We start from the raw sequence: 22063 nt of genomic DNA, 5'->3' as shown, positions 1-22063 counted from the left end.
GGCTATTCGACCCGGCCCCTTGCCGGGCTGATGAAAGAACTCTATCACCCCGAAGACCCCTTTAGGAAGCGATAGGCGAAAGAAGATTCGACCAGCCGAAAGCATTGCAAACCCTGGATCGGGTTTGCTACAGTAGTACCAGCGATCGGGGGAAGGGCCCCCGAACGTTAGCGCTCAAAAGGGGCTCCAATGTCGCAAATGACTATCAACCTTCCGAACGGTCAAGCCATCCACCGGAAGCAGATAGGGGGACTGCATAGCGAAGCGTGCATGGGAGAGGTTGACCTAATCCGCACAACGCCCCGAAGGGTGCTTTCCTACACAACGTTCTGCGAGTGCTCCCCCGGCTGGTACCTCCTTAGCCGGATCATTCGCCAGTCTCAGGCCCATTGGTCCACCCCGGTTATCTACGAGCTTCGGGGGAACCGTTTCAGCACCTTTCGGCATCGTGGTGGGCGGTATGTAATCCAGTTCCGCAACTGCTGATCGCCAATGGCCCCCGCCTTCGGGCGGGGGCTTTCGCGTGCCCCGAAAGACCGAAGCCATACGCGCCCGCTTAAGGGCCCCGCCAAAGCGGCTTAGCTTTAGCAAGGACCCCAGGGGGCAAAGCCCGCCAAGGGCCCTTTGCGGCCCTCTAAGGCACCAAATTACATAGCGTTACTGGCCTCTCGAACAAAACGGACATTAGGAGACAAAAGGGGCGAACGTTACGAACGGGTCAAAGGGCGCAAAGCGGCCCCCGCCGAAACGGGGGCCGCAAAGGGCTTGACTTCTAGCACTCTATGAAGTAGCCGATTTCGCCGCGCCATTCGATACCGGCTTGGCAGTCGGCATTGCCAACCACTATGCCTGACTGTTCCGCCCAGTCATAGACGAAGATGAATCCCGTGAGCAGGCCGACACTGATAGCCAGCAGGACCAGGGACAGAATCAGGCCAATGATGTTCGCGCGCTTCTGAGTCATGATCAGGCCGCCACCCTGTCCAGGATTCGGCCGTCCTCCAGGACCGTATAAACGGGCATGAACGACGGGCCGTAGGCCCAACCCCCATCAAACTCGTACCGCCCGGCCTCCACCTTGTCCATGGGCATAATGCCCCGGAGCGAGACCGCCACGGTAGTTCCCTGGCGGGCCGCCATGGCGCGGCGGATCTTGACGACCGCCCCCGCGCGAGTCCGCGCCCACAGGGGGAAGATTGCGCGGAAGACCCTTCCCTCTATGTGCACATCCGCTACCGCTGCTATGAACCGTGGTGCCACCATGGAAACCCCTTAAGGTCTCACTCCGCAAACGGCCCTTCCGTTTGCTGATGAGTACAGCTTAGCAAACCTCTCCCCAGGTTTGCAATAGAAAGAGGCCCCTTCCTTTCGCTTCCCTTTCACTCCCTAATGCGCTAAGCTCTAACCATAAGGAACGGGGAAGGGCCCCGAACCGGGAAGGGAATCATGTTCCACGTGGTCGCCTCTAACCACCGCCTCCCGAAGGGTGAGGGAACGGTCTACCTCCTCCACTACGCCGAGAAGCCGACCCGCGTAGCCGCTCACGACGCCATGACGGCCATCAACAAGGGGAACATGTTCCAGCCGGGCGACAGGGGCGAAATCGAGCTGTACCAGGGCAATGACCTGGTTTGGCGCGTGCTGGTTGAGCACCGAAACGACAAGGTCCGCGTTGACATCATTTCGGATGGCTTCGAGAACTTCTAAGGTGTAGGGGCGGGGGTCGGTTCGACGGCCCCCGCTTCCCCCCTAAGAAAGAATGAACGAAGGAACGAACAAACCTTGCAAACCTGATAGTGGGTTTGCTACGATGGACCCATAAGGAACCGGGGACGATCCCCGGAGGAAAGGGAGTCATGGCGACCGCTCTTACGCTCCAGATTTGCCACGAAGACTACAACGTGCAAAGCGGAATCGACTCCGCTTACAAGCCGAGTGATCTTCGGCTTAACGGAAAGGGTGAACTCTCCAAGTCGGTTGAAAGCGGTTTGCGTGACGAGTCTTACCGCTGGCTTCGTGACAACGGCTCCTTTCACAACATCGGCGAAGGGGACACGTACGAGGCGCGGGCCTGGGTCGGCGAGGACTGCGTTTGGTCGGCTGAGCTGGTCTACGGCCTCTACGGGGCCTACACGCCGGAGGAGTGGCCGGAGTCGGCCGAACCGGCCGCGTCGTTGGGCGACGACGACTGACACCGCCTAGCAAGCCCTGGAGCGGCCCCTACGGGGGCCGCTTCTCGCGTTTGGGGGCTGCGCCTGCCTGCTGGGCCGACAGGCTGTCCTAGGGGCCCTGGGGCCGTTCCGGCTGCGCCCGGCTGTGTGGCGCACGTCACACGAGCGGGGTGTTAACTATCCGGCCCGTAACACGACTTCTATATATGAGAGAACAAATAAGGGCCGCCCTAAAGCGGCCCTCACTTATAGGGCGTGCCCTATAGCACGCCCGTTAGCAATGGGCCGAATGCGAAAGGAGGCCCATTGCCTAAAGCAATGTGCAAGCGGTGTCACCGCTTGATTAATCTAGGGAACACGCTATGTGAGGCGTGTTCCCCTATTAGCGCGCCCCGTAAGGCGCGCATATACAAGAGCAAGAATACGCGCGTTAAGGGCGCGTATGATGCAACATGGGTGGCCAATGTAAAGGCTGCCATTGCAAGGCAGCCCTATTGTTCTTGGTGTATGACACGGGGCAATAAGGATAATCCCCTAACAGGGGATCACATTAAGCCCCGCTCTAAGGGCGGGGGTAATGAGCTGTCTAACATTAGGGTCCTATGCCGTGCCTGCAATAGCAGGCGAGGGAATAAGACTTAACCCAACGCCTTTATGCATTCCGAATGTAAACCTATTCATTCATGCAGCATGGTGCATAACCATGCAATGCATAAATATGATCCGGTCAATTCGGACATTAAGGTACATAGGGGGGCATAAAACTTTTTTAACCCTCCTAGCACCCCCCTCCTGGGAGGTTCCCCCAAACCTTTGCGAAAAAAGGAAAAAAGGGCAATTCGGACATTTAGGACAGCATAGCTATGCATATCCATTTATGCCCATTCATTGCATAACTATTCACGTGAATAGTTATGCGGCGCTATTCCCATAACGCTTTAAGGAGGTGGATTAATGGGAGGCACTAATTCGGGTCGTCTTCCTAAGCCCGCTTCCGTTAAGCTCCTTAATGGAAACCCCGGCGGTCGTCCTATTGGTTCTGAGCTTTCGGTTTCTGGCGGTTATCCAACCGCGCCGGATTGGCTGGACGATATCGCACTAGAGGAATGGAATAGGCTTGCGCCTATTCTCGATTCAATGGGAATCATCACTAAGGCGGACCGTGTAGCGGTCGCCGCCTATTGCCAGGCTTATTCACTCTATGTCGCCGCCACGCGCGACATTAGCGCTAACGGCTTTAGTGCCGAAGGGCGACAGGGAAGCGTGGTTAAGAATCCGGCTTTGCAGGCTCAAATAGCCGCACAGGATCAGATGGCTAAGTGGGGTGCAAAGCTGGGCTTGAGCCCGGCCGACCGCGCCCGCCTGGCCGTCCAGCCGGAGGACCAGGGCGGGCCGGGCGCTGATGTGCTCGCGCTCCTGACTGGCGGGGCCTCGTAGGCCCGCCCTGGGGGCCTCTTGGCCCAGTTCTCTGCCCAGCGCACAGCAAGAGGCCCCCGGCCGGAGCCGGGGGCCTCTCAGGGCCTCTAGGGGCCTTCGGGCTCACAGGTTCTCGAAGTCGCCATCCCGGAATCCTGCCTTCATGGCTTCCCACTCGCCAGCGTTCAGGTAGAAGGCCGGGCCGTTAGGGGCCTTGCTGTGGGAGAAGTAGACCCCGCTATCGGGCCCCTTGGCGAACTGGCCGCAGTTGTCATCCGGCCCGGAGGTCCGCCCCTTCGTCCACTCAACATTGAGGGTGGATGCATCGTTAATGATGTACATGCTTATTCCTCTACGGTTTAGCTGCGTAAGACCTGATGAGAGATAGCGACTGGTCCCGCCTTAGCGAGTATTGCATCATCATTCGCTCATGCAGGTTCCTATAGGCTCGCGCCTCTGCGGGATCTTCAAGGTATCGGGTGCTGGTTAGCCCTGGGACGCACACCACATCAGGCCGCCAACTCTCCGGGAAGCTCAGTATAGCGAACGAGTTGGTGAGCAACACCATGCCCGCAGAGTCGTTGGGGATGACGTGAACATTGACGTTCTGGTAATTCTCCATCATGTCCGCCATATAAAGCGCGGCACCCCGCAGGATCTCACTATCCCCAATTGAATGCTGTAGAACAGATTCCGGGATCACAGCCCATAGCGTTAGCGGGGCAACGTCCCGCGTCAGACTCTCCTGCCGCCGCATCTTGGCCTCAACGAGCGGCCTTACGTTGCTTTCAGTCGAGTTCTCAAGGAACTTTCGCGCCATGAGTTCGGCAATCTCTGGGCTCTGCGTTAGCCCTGGAGGCCAAAGCAAATCAAGCGAACGCATAACCGAAGCTTCTCGCTCGTTGCCGATCTGGGTTGCAAAGCCCGGCTTGAGGGCTGCGCGGAACTCCGGCTCACCTTCCCAGCCCTGCCCGCCTCCCTCTGCCTCCGCCCGCAGCTGGAGTGCATCGGTACGAAGCTGCGGATCTTCCACCCCCAGGTGATCCATGGTGGCGATCAAGAGGGCTTCACTAAGCCCGATCTTGCCTCGCTCCATGCGGCTTAGCGTCGCCTTGCTCTTCTTGAGCCTGGCGGCCAGGTCGGCCGCCGACATCTTCGCCGCTTCCCGCATGGAGCGGATCAGGCCGCCTAGCTCGGCCTGACGTGCCGTTGGGTTCTCTCGCTCTGCCAACTCGCCTCCCTGGCTTCCTAGTACAGGATGCCTGGTCCGGCTGTCAGCTCACAACGTGAGATCAACCCATCTTGACGAATCTTGGGTGCACCGTTGCACCAGGGCCGGTATCGGTGCAACGATGCACCAACGCACAGAGATCAGGTGGCGACGCTCCGTCCCCCTGTGTGCTTAACCATGCCTGTTCGCAGAGGGGGTTAGCCATGCCCGCAATCGACAGCACCACTAACGTTCCGGACTTCATGAAGGTTCGTCGGCGCGTGCGCGAATTCAGGCGAAACCCCCTGGACGTTAAGGACCTGCGAACGTGGGCCGCTAATACCTGCGATGAGCTTGACCTTTGGGGTTACTCGGAAGACGTTAGGCTTATCACGTCTGAGCTGGTAGGCAACGCGGTTAAGTATGCCCAGCATCTTTCGGCAATTCGCAACGGGGAAGATCCCTTTATAAAAGATCCCCTGGGCCATGTTGTCATCATCTATGACACGGTTAAGAAGCTCTTGCGTCATGAAGTTTGGGATGTGGGTAACTACGTTCCCTACTACCGCACCCACGAGACCACGGTTAACGAGCAAGGGGAAAGGGTCCTAGTTACTAGTGAGGTGGCCGAATCCGGACGGGGCATTGCTCTTTGCGGTCTCCTTGCTGACCGGCAGGGTGCATACGTCAGGTTTGACAGTAAGTGCTTTTGGCACGAGTGGGACGTTAAGGAATAGAGATGCGTAGAGGCACGATCATTCGCAATGACGGCTTCCTCCTTCCGCCGCGCTATGTGCTTCGGTGCATTAGCGGCACCGCGAAGCTACGCCCATTACACGACGCGAGGGCCTTTGTTCTCGCAGGGCCGGGTGAATTCTTTCCCCGCTCTTCGCTGGCTTTGCGCGCTTTCAATCGCGCTGTGCGCCTTTGCTACTCCGGGAATGGTGACCTTTTTCTTGATAGGGACGGCTTTCACGCTGCACAGGTCGCGCTTTGCCTGGATCGGCGGAACCTTGAGTTTGCGGTCGGCTCCGAAGGCAATGAAGCCGAAATGGTCTTTACGATTGACATAGTGCACACAATCCCGCACGACGGATGTAAGGCTCCCATGTTTGCGGAGCCCGATCCCGTAATACTTCCCTGGCCCGGCGCTCAAGCGTGGGTGCGCAAGGGAAGCGAGATTCCCCGCTTTACCCCCCTCGCGGGTTGAGTCTCCGCCGGAGCCCTGGCCGGGGAAGGACAGGGCTCCGGCGTTAGTCCGACAGAAGGTGAAACGAAATGACTGTAATGGATGGCCTCTTCCCTTGCGGCCGTTGCATCACGCTCATGTATTCCTTTCAGCTTGAAACCCGCGTCTATGGTGGAGGGACCCGGGGAACTATGTACCAGCGTCGCGTTTGCCGCGACGTGGCCGCCTGCTTTCTTCGGATGGCCAACCCGGATGAGTGGCCGGAGTTTGAGGTTCCCGAGCCGCATTTCCGTAAGGCTGCTTTTGATGCGCCGCTATTTCAGTGCGAAGAGTGCCGGATTCACTTGGGCACGGATTCGGCAGCTATTGAACTTCGCCCCAGTCGGGTTCGTTCCGGCAGGTTCGACGTTTACGTTACCTGCATGGAAAAGGCCCTTTGCTGGAAGCGTCGCGTGTCGGTTGAATGGATCTTTCACTATGGAGAGCTTTAGGCCCGAATAGCCCAATTGGCAAGAGGCGACGGCTTTAGACGCCGGAGGTTGCCGGTTCGAATCCGGCTTCGGGTACATTAGTAATGAAGAGGCAGTGTGGGCGACAAGAAGCCGTTTCGGTGCTCCAAGTACTATCAGGTTCTAGCCCGGTGGACTATTACTAACCCTGGTGCCGCCGACCAGAGCGTTTCGTCTTTCAAACTCGCGCAGGGCTTTGCACTGTTAGACAAAGACCGGCGTGCCCGTGCCTTAACAAGACACTTCATGTACTGCAAGATTTGCACTCCACCTTGATAGACACGGCCCCTTCGGGGGCCTTTTGCATGCCCGCCACAACTAAAGAGAGGGGAAGGTTTGCCATATCCGATTGCGCCTCATGCGCCAGCAAACCCCGACCCTCTATGGTGGCGTTACGACGGAGCCCGCGCAGAGCGGGCAATTGCGTTTGTTGAAAAGCTTCTAGTTCATACTAAGGGCCGTACGGCGGGCCACCCTTTCTATCTGTCCGAGTGGCAGAAGGAAGGAATCTTTAGGCCCCTCTTTGGCACCCTGCGCTATGACGACCAGTTCAACGAGTGGACTCGTCAATACCGCATGGGATGGATTGAGCTTGGCCGAAAGAACGGAAAGAGTGAGATAGCTTCGGCTATCGCGCTTCTCGGCCTGGTCGGCGATGATGAAGAGTCCGCCGAAGTCTATTCGGTAGCGGCGGACAAGGACCAGGCCGCCCTAGTCTTTAATACGGCCAAACGAATGGTGGAGCTTAGCCCAGTACTTTCAAAGCGCCTGGAAATCATCGACTCGCGGAAGCGAATCGTTGATCGCAAGAGCAATAGCGTTTACGCGGTTCTTCCGGGTGACGCTGCGGGCGCTCTTGGCGTTAACGCATCCATGGTTCTAATGGATGAGGTGCTAACGCAGAAGGATCGTCACCTTTTTGACGCTATGCGTCAGTCCTTTGGTACCCGTACGCAACCATTGATGCTTTGCATTACTACTGCCGCTTACACGTCGGCCCGCTTTGCCCTGGAAGAGCACGACTTTTCAGAGCGCGTGGAGCGTGACCAGAATCTAGACCCTTCGCGCTTTGTCTATCTCCGCAACCTGCCAAAGGAAGCGGATTGGACGGATGAAGGATCGCCAGGCGATCCCGCTAACGGCATTAAGCCTACGGGCTGGTATTGGGCAAATCCAGCATTGGGCGACTTCCTTAACATCAACACGCTAAGGGATGAGTTCCGGGATGCAAAGGAGAAGCCCAGTGCGGAAAACGCCTTTCGCGTCTTCCGTCTAAACCAGTGGGTAGCACAGGCTACCCGATGGATCTCTATGGACTCCTGGGCTGCTAATGCCGACAAGCCGGTTAGCCGGTCGGCCCTGACGGGCCGGGCCTGCTTCGCTGGCCTGGACTTGGCTTCAACGAGCGACTTTACCGCGTGGGTGCTGCTCTTCCCGGGCACGGCCGATGATCCGACCGCCCCCGGCTTTACTGTCCTTCCTCGCTTTTGGGTTCCTCGCGCTGCTATTGAGCGGAGGCAGGAGCAAAGGGAGGAGTTCCTATCCTGGGAGAAGCTTGGATATCTAACCATCACTGATGGTGAGACCGTCGATTATGAGCGCGTCTATGCAGACATTACCGCCGATGCTGAGACCTTCAATATTCAGCATCTCGGCTATGACCCGTGGAATGCGCTTCAAATCGTGCAACGCCTGGAAGATGGCGGCCTAAGTGTCGTCAAGGTGCCCCAGTCGGCTACAAGGCTTAATGAGCCCTGCAAGATGCTCGAAGGCTTGATATCCGAGAGAACGTTTCGGCATGGCGCTAATCCCGTTCTCGCCTGGATGGCCAATAACGTTGAGATCGAATACAAGGCTGATGGCCTAATGAAGCCTAAGCGCACGCGCGAGGCAGACAAGATTGATGGCATCGCGGCAAGCCTTAATGCGCTTGCCGTTTCCCTTGTCCCAGCGGAAGACCCGCCGGAGGTGGAGTTTATTTCGTTTACCTGAAAGGAGGCCGACTATTCAGACCCTACGTAACGCACTGGCCCGCGTTCGGCTTTATGCGGTGTTTCAGGCTACGGGCGGGGGGCTGCTGACACTGGCGGCCTGGTCGGCCTCCAGGACGGCCGGGCTGGCCCTGGCCGGACTCCTCGCCCTGGCGGCCGGGATCGCCAGCGAGAGGGGCCGCTGATGGGCCTAGGAAGCCTCTTCCGGCGTGAGCGCCGATCCGTCCCCCTCGTGGAAACCCCAACGTGGGAAGAGCCCGCATTCTGGGCTTCTACGGGCTCCAAGACCTATGGCGGCCGGGACGTGTCCACAAGGACGGCCCTTCTGCTGCCCGCCGTTCTCTACTGCGTATCCCTCATTGCCGATTCCGTCTCACTTCTTCCGATTGATACTTACATCGCCGGAAAGGAACACCGCAAGGTTAATAACCCGCCGTGGCTTGATGCGCCAAACCCGTTCATGACGCGGTTTGATTTCTGGCATCGAATCATGACGAGTCTTCTGATTGACGGAAACGCTTTCATCTATACGGAGCGAGATCCGGTTACCGCCGGGATTCGCGCTCTTTATCCTGTTGACCCTCGTATTGTCCATATCATGGAACAAAACAACGGTATGGATCTTCGCTTTCAAGTTAACGGCGAAATCTTCGACCGTAGCGAGCTTCTTTGGATTCCGGCTTTCACGATGCCCGGTCGCCTTCGCGGCCTAAGCCCATTGGAGAATGCGCGCCAAGCGGTCGGCCTTGGCCTTGTCGCAGAGGAGTTCGGCGCAAGGTTCTTTGGACAGGGTACGGCAATGACCGGCATCATTCAGCATCCAGGGAATCCTACTAAGGATCAAGCCCTAATGCTGCGGGACATGTTCAAGAAGCAGCACACCGGAATTAACAACTCGCATTCTCTGGGAATCCTAACCGGCGGTGCTACGTGGCAAAGCGTCACTATCACACCGGAGCAATCGCAATTCTTGGATACTCGACGCTTTCAGAAGGTCGAGATTGCCCTAATCTATCGAGTCCCCGCCAATCAGGTTGACCCCACTGTAACTAGCTCCTGGGGTAGTGGCGTTGAGGAGCAAAACCGCTGGTTCATTGACCAGACGCTAAGCCCGTGGCTTGTCCGCCTAGAGCAGGCAATATCCACCTTCCTTCTTCCCGGTAATCGCTATGTCAAGTTCAACCTTGATGCGCGACTTAGGGCCAAGACGGCAGAGCGTTACCAGGCTTATGCAATCGGCATCCAAAACGGCTTCCTCAACTCAGACCGCATTGCGGAACTTGAGGACTGGGAACCGATGCCGGATGGACTTGGAGCCCAGTATTACCGACCAGCGAACCTGACACCGGTTACGGCCGAATCCCTAAAGCCGCCGGAGGTTCCGGCGCAACTGGCCCCCTTTACGGGTCAGGCAGACCCGAACAACAACACTGGGGGTGACATTGCAGAACCTACGGGAGACCCGAACAGCGGTAAGTGATTTTGAGCTTCGCGCTACAGAAACCGGCGGAAGCGTCCTTATCGGCTATGCGGCAAAGTTTAATACTAGGTCTCAGGATCTAGGCGGATGGGTCGAAACCATCCAGCCGGGCGCTTTTACTCGCGCACTGGATGAAGCCCACGACGTAAGGGCCCTCTTTAACCACGATCCGAATATGGTTCTCGGCCGCACCACGGCGGGAACGCTTCGCCTTGAACAGGATTCTATCGGCCTGCGCTATGAGGTGGACCTACCGAATACGTCGGCCGGGCGCGACCTTGCCGAGTCTCTACGGCGTGGGGATATCTCACAGTCCAGTTTCGGCTTTCGCACGATTCAGGATGACTGGTCTTATGACGGCGACGGCCGCGACCTTCGCAAGCTCATGGATCTTACGCTTTATGACGTTTCGCCGGTTACGTATCCGGCCTATCTCGACACCAACTCAGGGATTGCCCAGCGGTCCCTAGCTAAGGCACGCGCAGAGCGCGAGCCGGTTGCCAAGAGCCTTCGGGCTTATGAGCTTGAGGCAGAGATTGACTCTACCCGGCTTGCCATTATCGCACTCACGATTGGGGACTAATTTGTCTTTTATTGATCTCGCGCGTACCGCTATCGACTACCGGGCGCGTCTTTTTGAGGAGTACAAGAGCGTCAACGATGACGCGAAGATGACCGCCGCAGAGAAGCGGGAGCGCCTGGAGCGCCTGGACACTGCCATTACCGAGAAGTCCGAAGAGATCCGCGACTATACCGCTAAGGCGGAACTGGAGGCGGAGGCCCGCAACCAGAGCGGCAAGCTTGACGCGCTTTTCGGCCCGGCTGGCCGAACCCCGGAATCCCCGGAGAATGCGCCCGATGACGTTCGGTCCATTCTTGTTGCCGTGGCCAACGGCGAGATGCGAGACGTTCTGATTGTCCCGGAGACTCGCGCCGCTGGTGCTAACGTCCAGGCTCAGGCCGGTAAGGTGGCCGACCCTGCGTTTGCCGGTAACACGACCAGCGTGCAGTTTATCGCCCAGGTTCTAGAGTCGATGCGTGAGCGGAGTCCTTTCCTTTCTCTCGTTGACACTTTCACCACCAGCCACGGCGAGACCATTCGATACCCGGTCAAGAACGCGCGTCCGGTTCCGGCTGATGTTGCGGTCCTGGCTGAGGGTGACAAGATCCCGTTTACTAAGGCCGGTTTCACCACTAAGGATCTGACCGTAAAGAAGTACGGTGTTGGTACTCAGCTCAGCATTGAGCTTATGACAGATTCCGAAGTGGACATTGCCGGTATTGTTGCTAACGATGCGGGCGAGGCCGTTGCCGACCGGCTTGCGGCCGATATGCTCGCAAAGCTCCAGCTTGCCGTTCCTGCCGGTAAGAAGGTTGTCCAGGGCACCGGCCTTGGCGCGGTCAGCTATGACAACCTTATTGACGTCCAGCACAAGCTACGGACTGGTTATCGCAAGAATGCCTCTTGGCTCTTTGGCGATCTCCAGCTAGCGGAACTCCGAAAGATTAAGGACACTATGGGCAATCCTATTTGGAACCCGTCCTATCTTGTCGGTGTTCCGGATACCCTGCTTGGAAAGCCGTATGCGGTTGACGCTACCGTTACCGCAAAGGCCGGAACTGCCAACACTGACCTTCTCTGGTATGGCGACTTCTCCAAGTTCAAGCTTCGCCAGGCAAAGGGCCTCGCGGTTGCTCGTTCCGATGAATACGCCTGGGATTCCGACATGGTTAGCTGGAAGATCACTTATCGTGGCGATGGTGACCTAATGGACCTGGAGGCGGTTTCCGCGCTTCGCTCGGCCGCAAGCTAAGGGGGCCTTTTGAAGGTCTCTCTTACTGGCCAGCTAACCGGATTCGTGGGTGGCCACCTCAACCCCGGCCCTGGGGCCGTCCTGGATCTGTCCGACGACTTGGCCGAACGGCACATCGAGCTAGGGAACGCTATCCCGGCTGATGCGCCGTTTACGGCGGGGGACATGAAGCCGGAACCGGCGGCCCCGGTTCGCCGGGGGCCCGGCCGCCCACGAAAGAACCCCTAAGAAAGAACTAACGAAAGAAGGAACTAACGTTGCGCCTACGGCTTGGCACGCGGGCGACGCTATCGGTAGACATGGGGGACGAAGAGGATTCCTCTTCTGCCACTAACGTTCGCCTCCGGATCTACTCCGGACGCCAGGCCGGGCCAACCGATCCCGCGCCGCTCCTGGATCAGGCGGCCACTTATGAGGCCCCCGCTTGGGTATGCAGGTGGACCCCTGGAGCGCTTGGCGAATACGTCGCCTATTGGATTCATGACACCGGCTATCGGCGTCTCTTCTTTGAAGTAACCGAATCCCCGATTGTCTCTGTCAAGGATGTTCGGGCTTTCGATGATGTTCTAGCCGACTCCATCAGGTACCCCTCTGCTCTGATAGCTGCTGCCCGCGATGTGGTGGAAGAGGAGTTCGAGCGCATTACCGAACGATCCTTTGTGATGCGTGCTCGCATTCTTTCGGCGGGGATAGATCCGCAGGAGCGAGAGAATGACATTAGCCGCCAGACGGTTAGCCCTGACGGGTCAACCTACTTTGAGTTTGGAATCTATCCCCCTCCGGCCGACGTGAGGCGGGCGGCGCTTCTGCGAATCAGGGATCTACTGGTCTCAGCCAATACGGCTATTCCCGATCGCGCCGTCTCATTTCAGATCAGCGATATGGGAACCTACCAGCTTGCTACCGCCGGTAGGGCTGGCTTTGAGACCGGCCTACCGGAGGTGGACGCAATTCTAAACCGCTACAAGCTGGAAAGGTGGGCCATTTGACGGCTAACACGCTCGCAGTAAAGCGAGCCATCGTTGACCGATTCAAAGTGGCCCCCGGCCTTTCTAAGTTTCAAGTCACATGGTCAATGCCAAAGAATCCGCCCCGCCTTTGGGTGATGGTCGGAAAGATTGATTGGGCAGATGGTCACTGGACTACAAACCGCCAATCGGAAACCGTCTATTCGGTTCACCTAATCGTCTCCGTTCTCCGGCCGGGCGGCCAGGCGGAAGAAGTGGAAACGGCAGCCCTAACGGCAGTCGAGTCCTGTCGGGCTGCCATTGCCTCCGATCCGTCCCTAGGGGGCCTGGCCGTCAGCTCACTTCTCCGGCCGGAACGCCTCATCTCCTGGCCGACGCCAGAGGGGGCGGAAGCCCAGTGGGAGGGCTCCATATCGGTCACGGCCCGCGAGGGCCGCTAAACGCCCCCCAGGGGGCTCAACACACAAAGGAGGGGCCCTAGTTGCGGGTCATCTATACCGGCCCCCACGGGGCCGTGGACGTGCCGTCGCTGGGCCTTACGGCGGAGGCCGGGGAGCCGGTGGACGTGCCGGACGACATTGGCGCGGGCCTGGTGGCCCGTGAGGACTGGGCTAAGGCCCGAACTACTACAGAAAGCGAGGGCTAATGGCTTCTGTCTTTGATTCCTATATCGGCACCGTCGATGAAGTTACCTACGGCACTACTGTTCCGGTTTCCCGATTCTATGAGCTGAGCAAGGAAAGCGTTTCCGGCAAGTATGAGCGTGTCGAGTCCAATGCTATGCAGATGGGGCAGCGCGTTATGCGCGCTGACCGTTTCGCACCTAACCCCAAGGGGGCTGACGGTTCCCTAGAGCTTGAGGTTTTGGACAGGGGCTTTGCCTTTTGGCTAAAGCACATGCTTGGAAATGTGAACGTTGGCACTAAGGATACCGACGGATACACCCTCTTTACGGCGACGATTGCAGACCTGGCCGGTAAGAGCTTTACCGCAGAGGTGGGCCGGGCAGACGCCTCCGGCGGACTTGCTCAGTTCTCCTATCCGGGTGGAAAGGTTTCTTCCTGGGAGCTTTCCAATCAGGTTGACGGAGTTCTGTCCCTTAACCTGGATCTCGTATTCGCCAAGGAAGCCATTCGCACCGGTTCCCCGGCAACCCCGACATATCCGACTAACGCAAAGCTCTTTACCTTTGTCGGCGGGACTGTGACTCTTGACTCCACGGCTTTTGCCGTCTCCGAGGTTTCCGTTAAGACGGACAACGGGCTCAAGGATGATCGCTGGGCTATTGGTCTTGGGCGTCGTGAGCCGCGCGAGCAGTCACCGCGAAAGATTCAGTTCTCCCTAAAGGGGGACTTTGATGGTATGACGGCCTACAATAAGGCTTCTGCCGCCTTGGCTTCCGGCACTCTTGGAAACATCGTGCTTACTTGGCAGGGGGTTGCCCCCGATCCTTCTAAGCCGCTTATTGTCCCGGTTATTACCGTAACAATGCCTAATGCCCGGTTTGACTCTGCCGCGCCCAATATTGAGGCGGGCAAGATTCCGGAGCTTTCCATCTCGGGCCTGGCGCTTAACAACGTAGGCAACGACGCTATTAGCGTTACTTACAAGAGTCTTGACACGGCGGTTTAATGCCGCGCAAGAAGAGCGCCAAGAAGCGCACTCGTTCGTCAAAGAAGGATTTCACCAGCTTTGAGGTCCAAGGCTTTGAAGAGGTTCGAAAGAACCTAACTGCCACCAGTGACAACATGGCTCGCATTATCGCACAGACCGATTACGAGATCGGTGAAGCCGTCATAGCGCGTGCCCACATTCGCGCCGCTGGCGTCGGCGGTGTCGCCCCGAAATCGGCCCGCTCGCTCCGCATGGAGCGGGTTAGGGGCCGCGCTCGGGTCATGTACGGCGGAACCGCCTATCCCTATGCGATGGGTGGAGAGTTCGGCTCATACCGGTATCACCAGTTCAAGCCGTTTCGCCGTGACGGCTATTTCCTTTTCAAGGCCCGCCGCGATGTTGAAACCGGCGACATTCTCATGATCTATCGCGCGGCCCTGGCCCGCGCCATTCGCAACGCTTTCCCGGAGGATAACTAATGAAGCTCGCTTTTGACCCTAAGTGCCTGACCCTGGGGGATATGGTCCAGTTTAAGGACAAGACCGGCGTAACCGTGCAGGAAGCTTTTAAGGCGGTGCCGGTCAAGGATGACGACGGTACGCCCGTAAAGGACGAGAAGGGCCGACCGGTTCGAGAGACCCGCCTAGACCCCCTTCACCTGGTAGCCCTCGTTTGGCTTATTCGCCGGAAGACTGATCCGGATTTCAGCTTTGACGACGCGCTTAACGTTCCGGCCGCAGAGCTTGAGGTGGTGCAGGCGGAGGCCGACCCAAAAGACTGACAGAGCTTAGGAACTATGCAGCGTTCTGCCATTTTTACGGCATGACGTTTTCTGAGCTTATGGACTTGCCACTAGACGTTTACGGCGTCTTCTTTGAATTCATGAGGGAGAACATAGGGGGGTGATTCATGCCGCCGGGTAGTGGTAGTGAGACACGGCTAAGCATCATTATTGACGGAGACCCATCCGGGGCTATGGATGCCCTCCGGCAACTGGGCTCCTCCATGGACCAGGCAGGCGAGCAATTCGCCGAAGCAGGGCATCAGGCCGGAGCGGGCGGCGGTGGCGGCCTGGTCGATGGGCTCATGTCCAAGGGGGCCGCCCTAAAGGCCGGGCTGGCTGGCCTTGCCGTGGCAGCCGGGGCCGTCCTCATGGACGGCATCTCGCAGGCTTTGGACCAGCAAAAGACCGTAAGCAAGCTACAGGCCCAATTGGGCCTAACTGGCCCTGTGGCGAAGAACGCCGGTGATGTGGCCGGAAAGCTTTATGCCTCTGGCGTATCCGAGAATTTCCAGGAAGCCACGGACGCAATCAAGAGCGTTATGCAGGACGGCATCCTACCGCCCGACGCCTCTAATGATCAGCTCCAGAAGATTGCCACGAAGGCCCAAGACGTTTCGAAGGTCTTTGATCAGGATCTAGGGGGCGTCACTAAGGCGGTTTCCCAGATGATGCGAACCGGCCTTGTTTCGTCCGCCGATGAGGCTTTCGACGTAATCACTAAGGGAATGCAGACGGGAGCCGACAAGGGCGGCGACCTTTTGGATACTTTCAATGAGTATGGCACCCAATTTCGAAAGCTAGGCGTTGACGGACCCCAGGCAATGGGGCTAATCAGTCAAGCCATTAAGGCCGGTGCGCGTGATAGTGATCTCGCGGCAGATGCTCTAAAGGAATTCTCTATTAGAGCGGTTGACGGTTCGGAAACCACGGCTCAAGGCTTTGAGGCTATCGGCCTCAATGCGGAGGACATGGCTAAGCGTATCGGCTCCGGTGGTGCCACGGCTAATGCCGCTCTTTCGGAAACGCTCCAGAAGCTAAAGGCCATGCCCGATCCCGTGGCCCGCTCCCAGGCTGCGGTAATGCTTTTCGGCACGCAGGCAGAGGACTTGGGCGACGCCCTTTATGCAATGGACCCCGCTAACGCCGTTGCCGCTCTTGGCGAAGTCGGCGGGGCTGCCGACAAGATGGGTAGCACGCTTAGGGATAACGCTTCAACTCGAATCGAGACCTTTAAGCGAACCCTGGAAGAGGGCTTCGTTAACCTAATCGGCAACTATGTGCTTCCGATTGTCGAGCGCTTTGCCAACGTGCTAAGCACGATCCTCGGGCCTGCTATTGACTGGATTAAGGGCGTCTTTGGCGGGATGTTTTCTGACGTAGAGCAGAAGTCCGGCACGATGAACACTATTCGAGACACGATCTCGTCTACGACGGATACCATTCACGGCGCTTTTGACAAGGTCGTTACGATTGTCCGAGATCAGGTAATCCCCTGGTTCGAATCCATGTGGCCGCGAATAGAGCCCGTGGTAACGAAGCTAAAGGAAACTATCGCTGTTGGCTTCCAATACATACAGACCGTAGTCGAAACCGTGGTTAAGGTGCTTGATTACATCTGGTCCAATTGGGGCGACAATATCCTTCGAGTAGCCTCGGGAATGGTTACGCAAGTAATGGGCGTCATTGGCGGATTCCTTGATGTACTAAAGGGCATATGGGAATTTGCTATCGGTCTCCTAACTGGCAACTGGGGGAAGATGTGGCAGGGCATTAAGGATATAGCCTCCGGAATTGTTGGCGCTCTGGTTGGCATCGTAAAGGGCTGCTTTGAAATGGTCTACGGCGCTTTCAAGGGCCCCATTGACAATATGGTTAGCGGATTCAACGATGCCGTCAATTGGATTAAGAGCGGATGGCAGAATGTAAAGAACTGGTTCTCCAATAACCTATCTTTCAACTTCGGCGGAATGTGGGATGGAATCTACGACACCTTCAAGGGTGCCGTTAACCGGATTATTCGAGCCTGGAATAATCTAAGCTTTACGGTAGGCGGCGGAAGCGTTTTCGGTATGGACATTCCGTCATACACCATCAGCACGCCCAACATTCCCTATCTGGCTTTGGGCGGTAACGTTACTGCTGGTGGTGCGGCCATTGTTGGTGACGCAGGCCCGGAGCTTCTACAGCTTCCGGCGGGCGCTCGGGTAACGCCCCTTCTCGGTTCCCAGCGCGCAACGCCTGGGGACTCCTCGGGGTCTCAGGTGATTGTCAATGTGACGGTTCAAGGCTCGGTTACTGCCGAACGTGACCTAGCCCGCTCCATTGCTTCGAGCGTGCGAGACGAGATCATTCGAATTGGCAAGCGCAACGGCGGCCGTACTGGCTTCTAGGTTCAAGGCCCCGGCCGAATGGCCGGGGCTTCTTCATCTCTAAGAAAGAACGAACGAAGGAAGGAACTAACCATCACCAGTCGGCTAGCCTTTGAAGCGGAAGTGGCTTTCGAGTCCGAGATTAACGACACTCCGGCATGGCAGAGTATTACCCCATGGGTTGCTGGTTTCGAAACAAAGCGAGGCCGATCCTTTGAGTTGGACAACTTCGAGACCGGAACCGCTTCCCTGACCCTGGATAACGCGGACGACCGCTTTAGCCCCGTTATCATCAACAAGGTTTATTTTGACCCCGGAAACCTCTACCCTAAGCAATCCCTGGGCTCCCCTTACAGCGTCCCTGGAGCCTCATACTTCCCCCTGTCGATGCTCACTGTTTCAGCAGGTAATTCGACGCTAAGCCTGTCCACCAGTGCCGACACATACACGGGGTGCGCCCGCATTGCTGTGCCGATCCTTGGGGCCTGGAAGGACCTTCTAACGTTCCCCGAAGTTCCGGTAACAGAGGGCAGGGAACTGCAAATCGGTTATGACGTGCGCCGGGCTTCATCTGCCCAGCCCAACGTTACGCTTGGCCTTTTCGTCGTCTTCAAGGGGTCGGATGGCTGGGGAAACTATTACGCGCACAACGTTAGCCCGATTACGGTTACCACTCTGGACGGAACCGGCACAGATACACAGCTCTATTTCAAGGGGATTGTTCCGCCTGGCGCTACCTCCTGCCAGGTCCGTATTACCCTTCGAGCCAACACTACTGCTCCGACTGCATTTCTGGTAACTGCCGCCTTTGCGAAGCAGGTTAACCCCTACATGAGTCCGTATGACCTTAGTGGACGGAACTACTCCTACGTTAGGCCAAATAAGCGCGTGCGCGTGAATTCGGTCATCGGAAACAATATTGCGCCCCGCTGGGCTGCATCTCCGGACATGTCCGGTACGTATGTTGGCGGCTTTAATGGTGAGGCATACCAGGTTGCTACTGGCTCCAATGGTAAGATTCCCCCTGCGGAAAAGTGGGATTCGCCAGTCAACGGCTCCACCCCAACGCGGTATTGGGGACTCGGCTTTATTAAGGATTCCAGCGTTCCGGTAGCCAATCTGGGGGATAGCTATATTCGCTTCGTGTATCGAAAGAGTATTGCCGACTCGCTTACCACTTACAATGGAAAGCTGACCCTATACTCAAACTCGATCCGAATGCAGACCGCGCCCGTTCCTTTTGCCAACTACCAGTTTTCCGGCTGGATTAGGCTTATGCCTGGAGCTGGCGCTAGCGTCTTCAATGCACCCATGACACTGGCAGCGGCTTTTGCCGATGACAGTTGGGGCATGGGGACTCAGACCCTTAACCTGGGGCAGTCATGGCAGCGATTCAGTTTCACCGGAACGTGCCCATGGGGCTTCAAGCCGGGATCGGAAATCAAGCTGGCGTTTAAGTGCCTTGATGGCACCGACCGTTCCGCCTATGCATCTGACTGGGGCTTTGATGTATTTGCCCTCCAGGTGTCCCGTACGGACGGCAACTATAAGGCTGTGGACTATGCCTATGGCGACGGTTCCGAACCCGTATTCTCTGGCTTCATTGACAAGATCCACGGTGAGAATAGCTTTAGCTTTGGTTCGGCTAACGTAACCATGGAATGCTCGGATGATCTTAGGGTCTTCTCCGAAACCACATTGGCAACGCCGTATCAGGCGACAGTCAATAAGCTAAAGAACGTTCTTGCACATTTCCCCCTTGACGATCCCGCCGGTTCCGTGGGAACGATTGGCGAGGCGTCGGGATTCGTGAGCCCGCCGGGTACTCTCATTACCGCAGGAACGGCACGGACGATTGTATATGGCTCCCCCGGCTTCATAGAGGGAACCCAGGGCGGAACCTGCTTTGACTTCAAGGCCCCGGCCGCCAATAGCGGAACGATCATCAATATTTCCGACCCGGCAATCAGTGCCCTAGGAACAACCAATAAGGGCCTATTTGGGCCCATTGATAAGGGTTTCGGGGTTGACTTCTGGACCTTCTTTACCCCTGGAGCTGTCACGCGGCCCGCCTCCGGAGTCAATCACTATTGCGCCGTTTCCCTCGGAAATACCTCATTCCTTGCCGGAGCCGCCTTTAGCGCCACAAACGACATGATGTTCGTTAATACTGGTACCGAGGGCCTTAAGTATCTAATGATGCCAAAGGATACTCTAGTCAACCAAAGGCACCTCTTTTCCGTGACCGTCGGGCCGGAGTCATCCGGGAAGCGTTCGGTATCGCTAAGTATTGATGCTGGCCTTTACTATCAGAGCTACACAAGCACGGTGGTAGCCGGGCCATGGCAAACCGTGAGCACACTTGGCGGCGTCTATGGTGACGGAATTACCTACCAGTCCCAATACGTTGGTCAGCTATCCTCGCTCACCATTTACAATACTGGCGAGGGTGATTCGGCAAGCCGCTACATTTGCGGCGCGGGCGGAAGCCTGGGGAATGGGTCTTATCGACTCTCCTCCCTCTGCGAGCTGGTTCACACGCGCTACTCGTGGACGGGTTGGAAGTGGGGCTATCCGACTGCCCCCGCTGCTTTCCCCAAGTACGATTTCAGCAACACGAACGCACTTGGCCAGATCCAGGATTCGGCAGCCGATTTGCAATCGGCATTCTTCATGACCCGCGAAGGCCGAATAGGTTTCATCGTAAAGGCCGCCCTGGACAACCTGAAAAGCTCGGGTACTGCGATCCCTGGCAATGAGGCGACGTTCTACGCGGATCAGGGCGAAGGCCCGGAGCCGGGCTACGGCGTTGATCTAGACATGTCCCACGTTTACAACGTGGTGACCATCTCCCGGAAGGGTGGCATTAGCAACACTGCCGCCGATCCTTCATCGGTCACTGTCTATGGCCGCCGGACGTACAACCGTGAAGTCAAGGTAACCCAGGATGACTACGTTAAGCAGTATTCCCGGGACTTTGTGGCCCGCTGGTCCAATCCAGAGCCAAGGATTAGCGCTTTGGAATGGGACCTTTCTACGGATGACAGCGTTGCCGCGAAGATTCTGCGACTTGACCTAATGGGCAAATTGACCGTTGAGGAAGATAACGCCTACTTCGGTCGCGGGTACATCTATCGAAACAATTACCGAGTAGAGGGCATAGACCACTCGGTAAAGGTGGAAGGCGGAATAGTTAACTGGCGATCCTCCTTGCGGGTCTCCGCAATTGGCGGGGCTGACTAAAAGGAAGGCGACGATTGGACTACTGGAGCATAGCTATTAGCCTCCTGGGCCTGGCCGCCGGTCTCGGTGCGGCCTTCATTCGCTTTCGATCAGAGGCGGACAATGAAAGCGCCCGCCTTTGGCGCGATAACGCCGAAGCAGAAAAGGCCAGAGCCGAAAGGCTCGAAGGAGTCATTAGCGACCTTACGGCCCGCGTTGAGCGCCTAGAGAACGAAAACGCCCTATTGCGCGGCCTTGTTACCGGCGAACGCGCGATGCGGGCTCTATCGACTCTCGTCACGGATCAGCATGCCGAAGTACTGGCCGCCCTGCGGGCCCTGCGCGGCCCCGTGCGGCCCGTGGAGACCAGGGCGGCCCAGGAGGCCGCAACCAACGACAACGGCCCCTCCTAGGGGCCTTCTAGCGCTTTGCCCCTGGCGTACGCCGCCGGGGGCTTTTCCATTCCCTAAGAAAGAACTAACGAAAGAAGGAAGTAACTATGGCTGGCCTTACGGCTATGTTTGCCGAGTGCGCAAAGTGGGTTAACCAGGGCTACAAGGAGGGGCCCAACAACGACACCGTTTTCGGAAAGTGGTATGGCGACAATAACGAGCCGTGGTGTGATCAGTGGATTAGCTATTGTGCCGCAATGTCCGGCAATGCGGACGTGATTGGCAAGTTTGAGTATTGCCCGTCTCACGTGAATTGGTTTAAGGCTCGCGGCCAGTGGTCCGAGTATCCGAAGGTTGGCGCTATCGTCTTCTATGACTGGGATGGTGATTACGTCGCGGATCACGTGGGCATTGTCGTTTCCTTTACCGATAGCACCATTACCACCTATGAGGGTAACACCTCTTCCGGTAATGCCGGTTCCCAGGGCAATGGGGATGGTTGCTATCAGCGGACTCGTCCGCGAAAGGTTCGGCAGGTTCTTGGATACGGCTACCCGTCCTATCCGTCCGACACCCCCGCTCCGCAGCCTAACCCGACCCCTGCGGGCCCGGCCTTTCCCGGCCGCTATCTAAAGCTAACCAGCCCCTACATGCGGGGTGATGACGTTAGGACTATCCAGGCTCGCCTACGAGCCCGCACCTGGGCTATTGGCGTCGATGGCGTCTTTGGCCCGCAGACGGATTCCATTGTCCGGCAGTTCCAGGCGCGTCACGGCCTGGAGGCTGATGGAATTGTTGGCCCGCTCACTTGGCGCGAGGCTTTCAACGGCTAAACGAAAAGGGCCCCCATAGGGGCCCTTTCTATTCCTCGTCATCAAGCGGAATCGGAATGTATGTCACTTCTAGCTCAATGACCAGGCTTCGCCTGGCCACG

The 22063-nt window shown here is 57.4% G+C and carries 23 protein-coding genes and 1 tRNA gene; 20 read left to right on the top strand and 4 right to left on the bottom strand.

Going from position 1 to position 22063, the window contains the following annotated elements; all coding sequences use genetic code 11:
* Positions 1-772: 772 nt before the first annotated feature.
* Positions 773-964: a hypothetical protein gene (locus ACFY2K_RS26325; protein WP_387714492.1), complete on the bottom strand. Its 192-nt coding sequence runs from the start codon at positions 962-964 to the stop codon at positions 773-775.
* Between the two features lie 482 nt (positions 965-1446).
* Here ACFY2K_RS26325 and ACFY2K_RS26320 point away from each other — a divergent pair, with 482 nt between their 5' ends.
* From ACFY2K_RS26320 to ACFY2K_RS26305, 4 genes are all read left to right on the top strand, one after another.
* Positions 1447-1707: a hypothetical protein gene (locus ACFY2K_RS26320; RefSeq protein WP_387714489.1), complete on the top strand. Its 261-nt coding sequence runs from the start codon at positions 1447-1449 to the stop codon at positions 1705-1707.
* A gap of 149 nt (positions 1708-1856) precedes the next feature.
* Positions 1857-2192, top strand: a complete 336-nt coding sequence (locus ACFY2K_RS26315; protein ID WP_387714486.1) for a hypothetical protein — start codon at positions 1857-1859, stop codon at positions 2190-2192.
* Positions 2193-2489: 297 nt separating this feature from the next.
* The gene (locus ACFY2K_RS26310; protein ID WP_387714555.1) at positions 2490-2813 is read left to right on the top strand and encodes an HNH endonuclease; all 324 of its coding nucleotides are present in this window, start codon (positions 2490-2492) and stop codon (positions 2811-2813) included.
* Positions 2814-3125: 312 nt separating this feature from the next.
* Positions 3126-3608, top strand: coding sequence for a phage terminase small subunit P27 family (locus ACFY2K_RS26305; RefSeq protein WP_387714483.1), 483 nt, complete (start codon positions 3126-3128; stop codon positions 3606-3608).
* A gap of 102 nt (positions 3609-3710) precedes the next feature.
* On the opposite strand, the gene ACFY2K_RS26300 is transcribed toward ACFY2K_RS26305, so the two are convergent.
* Both ACFY2K_RS26300 and ACFY2K_RS26295 read right to left on the bottom strand, forming a co-directional pair.
* Positions 3711-3929 carry a DUF397 domain-containing protein gene (locus ACFY2K_RS26300; RefSeq protein WP_387714480.1) on the bottom strand — a complete coding sequence of 73 codons (219 nt, stop codon included), beginning with the start codon at positions 3927-3929 and terminating at the stop codon, positions 3711-3713.
* Between the two features lie 10 nt (positions 3930-3939).
* Entirely contained in the window at positions 3940-4818 is an 879-nt protein-coding gene (locus ACFY2K_RS26295) for a helix-turn-helix domain-containing protein (RefSeq protein WP_387714477.1), read from the bottom strand.
* A 203-nt stretch (positions 4819-5021) separates the two neighbouring features.
* Between ACFY2K_RS26295 and ACFY2K_RS26290 the strand changes: the two genes are divergently transcribed.
* Complete coding sequence (locus ACFY2K_RS26290; RefSeq protein ID WP_387714474.1) at positions 5022-5534, top strand: hypothetical protein; 513 nt, start codon at positions 5022-5024, stop codon at positions 5532-5534.
* A gap of 95 nt (positions 5535-5629) precedes the next feature.
* Here the strand turns inward: ACFY2K_RS26290 and ACFY2K_RS26285 are convergent, their stop codons facing one another.
* Positions 5630-5875 carry a hypothetical protein gene (locus tag ACFY2K_RS26285; protein ID WP_387714472.1) on the bottom strand — a complete coding sequence of 82 codons (246 nt, stop codon included), beginning with the start codon at positions 5873-5875 and terminating at the stop codon, positions 5630-5632.
* A gap of 200 nt (positions 5876-6075) precedes the next feature.
* On the opposite strand from ACFY2K_RS26285, the gene ACFY2K_RS26280 reads away from it, so the two are divergent.
* The 15 genes from ACFY2K_RS26280 to ACFY2K_RS26210 all read left to right on the top strand — a co-directional run bounded on the left by ACFY2K_RS26280 (position 6076) and on the right by ACFY2K_RS26210 (position 21962).
* Positions 6076-6477, top strand: a complete 402-nt coding sequence (locus ACFY2K_RS26280; protein ID WP_387714469.1) for a hypothetical protein — start codon at positions 6076-6078, stop codon at positions 6475-6477.
* A tRNA-Leu gene (locus ACFY2K_RS26275) sits at positions 6478-6552 on the top strand.
* Between the two features lie 279 nt (positions 6553-6831).
* A complete protein-coding gene (locus tag ACFY2K_RS26270; protein ID WP_387714467.1) occupies positions 6832-8487 on the top strand; it encodes a terminase large subunit in 1656 nt (551 codons plus the stop codon).
* 58 nt (positions 8488-8545) lie between these two features.
* Positions 8546-8671 (top strand): hypothetical protein, encoded by a 126-nt coding sequence (locus ACFY2K_RS26265; protein ID WP_387714464.1) that lies wholly within the window; start codon positions 8546-8548, stop codon positions 8669-8671.
* A gap of 47 nt (positions 8672-8718) precedes the next feature.
* Entirely contained in the window at positions 8719-9966 is a 1248-nt protein-coding gene (locus ACFY2K_RS26260) for a phage portal protein (protein ID WP_387714461.1), read from the top strand.
* Positions 9923-10549 (top strand): HK97 family phage prohead protease, encoded by a 627-nt coding sequence (locus tag ACFY2K_RS26255; protein WP_387714458.1) that lies wholly within the window; start codon positions 9923-9925, stop codon positions 10547-10549. Before ACFY2K_RS26260 ends, ACFY2K_RS26255 begins: the two co-directional genes overlap by 44 nt.
* The gene (locus ACFY2K_RS26250) at positions 10518-11780 is read left to right on the top strand and encodes a phage major capsid protein (protein ID WP_387714455.1); all 1263 of its coding nucleotides are present in this window, start codon (positions 10518-10520) and stop codon (positions 11778-11780) included. The genes ACFY2K_RS26255 and ACFY2K_RS26250 overlap by 32 nt, the downstream gene beginning before the upstream one ends.
* Positions 11781-12079: 299 nt before the next feature.
* The gene (locus tag ACFY2K_RS26245; RefSeq protein ID WP_387714452.1) at positions 12080-12769 is read left to right on the top strand and encodes a hypothetical protein; all 690 of its coding nucleotides are present in this window, start codon (positions 12080-12082) and stop codon (positions 12767-12769) included.
* Between the two features lie 624 nt (positions 12770-13393).
* Positions 13394-14380: a phage tail tube protein gene (locus ACFY2K_RS26240; protein ID WP_387714449.1), complete on the top strand. Its 987-nt coding sequence runs from the start codon at positions 13394-13396 to the stop codon at positions 14378-14380.
* Positions 14380-14841 (top strand): hypothetical protein, encoded by a 462-nt coding sequence (locus ACFY2K_RS26235; protein WP_387714446.1) that lies wholly within the window; start codon positions 14380-14382, stop codon positions 14839-14841. The genes ACFY2K_RS26240 and ACFY2K_RS26235 overlap by 1 nt, the downstream gene beginning before the upstream one ends.
* Positions 14841-15143, top strand: coding sequence for a hypothetical protein (locus ACFY2K_RS26230; protein WP_387714443.1), 303 nt, complete (start codon positions 14841-14843; stop codon positions 15141-15143). The genes ACFY2K_RS26235 and ACFY2K_RS26230 overlap by 1 nt, the downstream gene beginning before the upstream one ends.
* 224 nt (positions 15144-15367) lie before the next feature.
* Positions 15368-17536, top strand: a complete 2169-nt coding sequence (locus ACFY2K_RS26225) for a phage tail tape measure protein (protein WP_387714440.1) — start codon at positions 15368-15370, stop codon at positions 17534-17536.
* A 102-nt stretch (positions 17537-17638) separates the two neighbouring features.
* Complete coding sequence (locus tag ACFY2K_RS26220) at positions 17639-20758, top strand: hypothetical protein (RefSeq protein WP_387714437.1); 3120 nt, start codon at positions 17639-17641, stop codon at positions 20756-20758.
* A gap of 14 nt (positions 20759-20772) precedes the next feature.
* Entirely contained in the window at positions 20773-21150 is a 378-nt protein-coding gene (locus tag ACFY2K_RS26215) for a hypothetical protein (RefSeq protein WP_387714434.1), read from the top strand.
* Positions 21151-21236: 86 nt separating this feature from the next.
* Positions 21237-21962, top strand: a complete 726-nt coding sequence (locus ACFY2K_RS26210; RefSeq protein ID WP_387714431.1) for a peptidoglycan-binding protein — start codon at positions 21237-21239, stop codon at positions 21960-21962.
* Positions 21963-22063 lie beyond the last annotated feature (101 nt).

It is taken from the genome of Kitasatospora sp. NPDC001309 (assembly GCF_042896295.1).
Lineage (GTDB): Bacteria > Actinomycetota > Actinomycetes > Streptomycetales > Streptomycetaceae > Kitasatospora.
The sequence above is the reverse complement of the archived record's forward strand: the minus strand, read 5'-3'. Positions and strand labels throughout refer to the sequence as shown.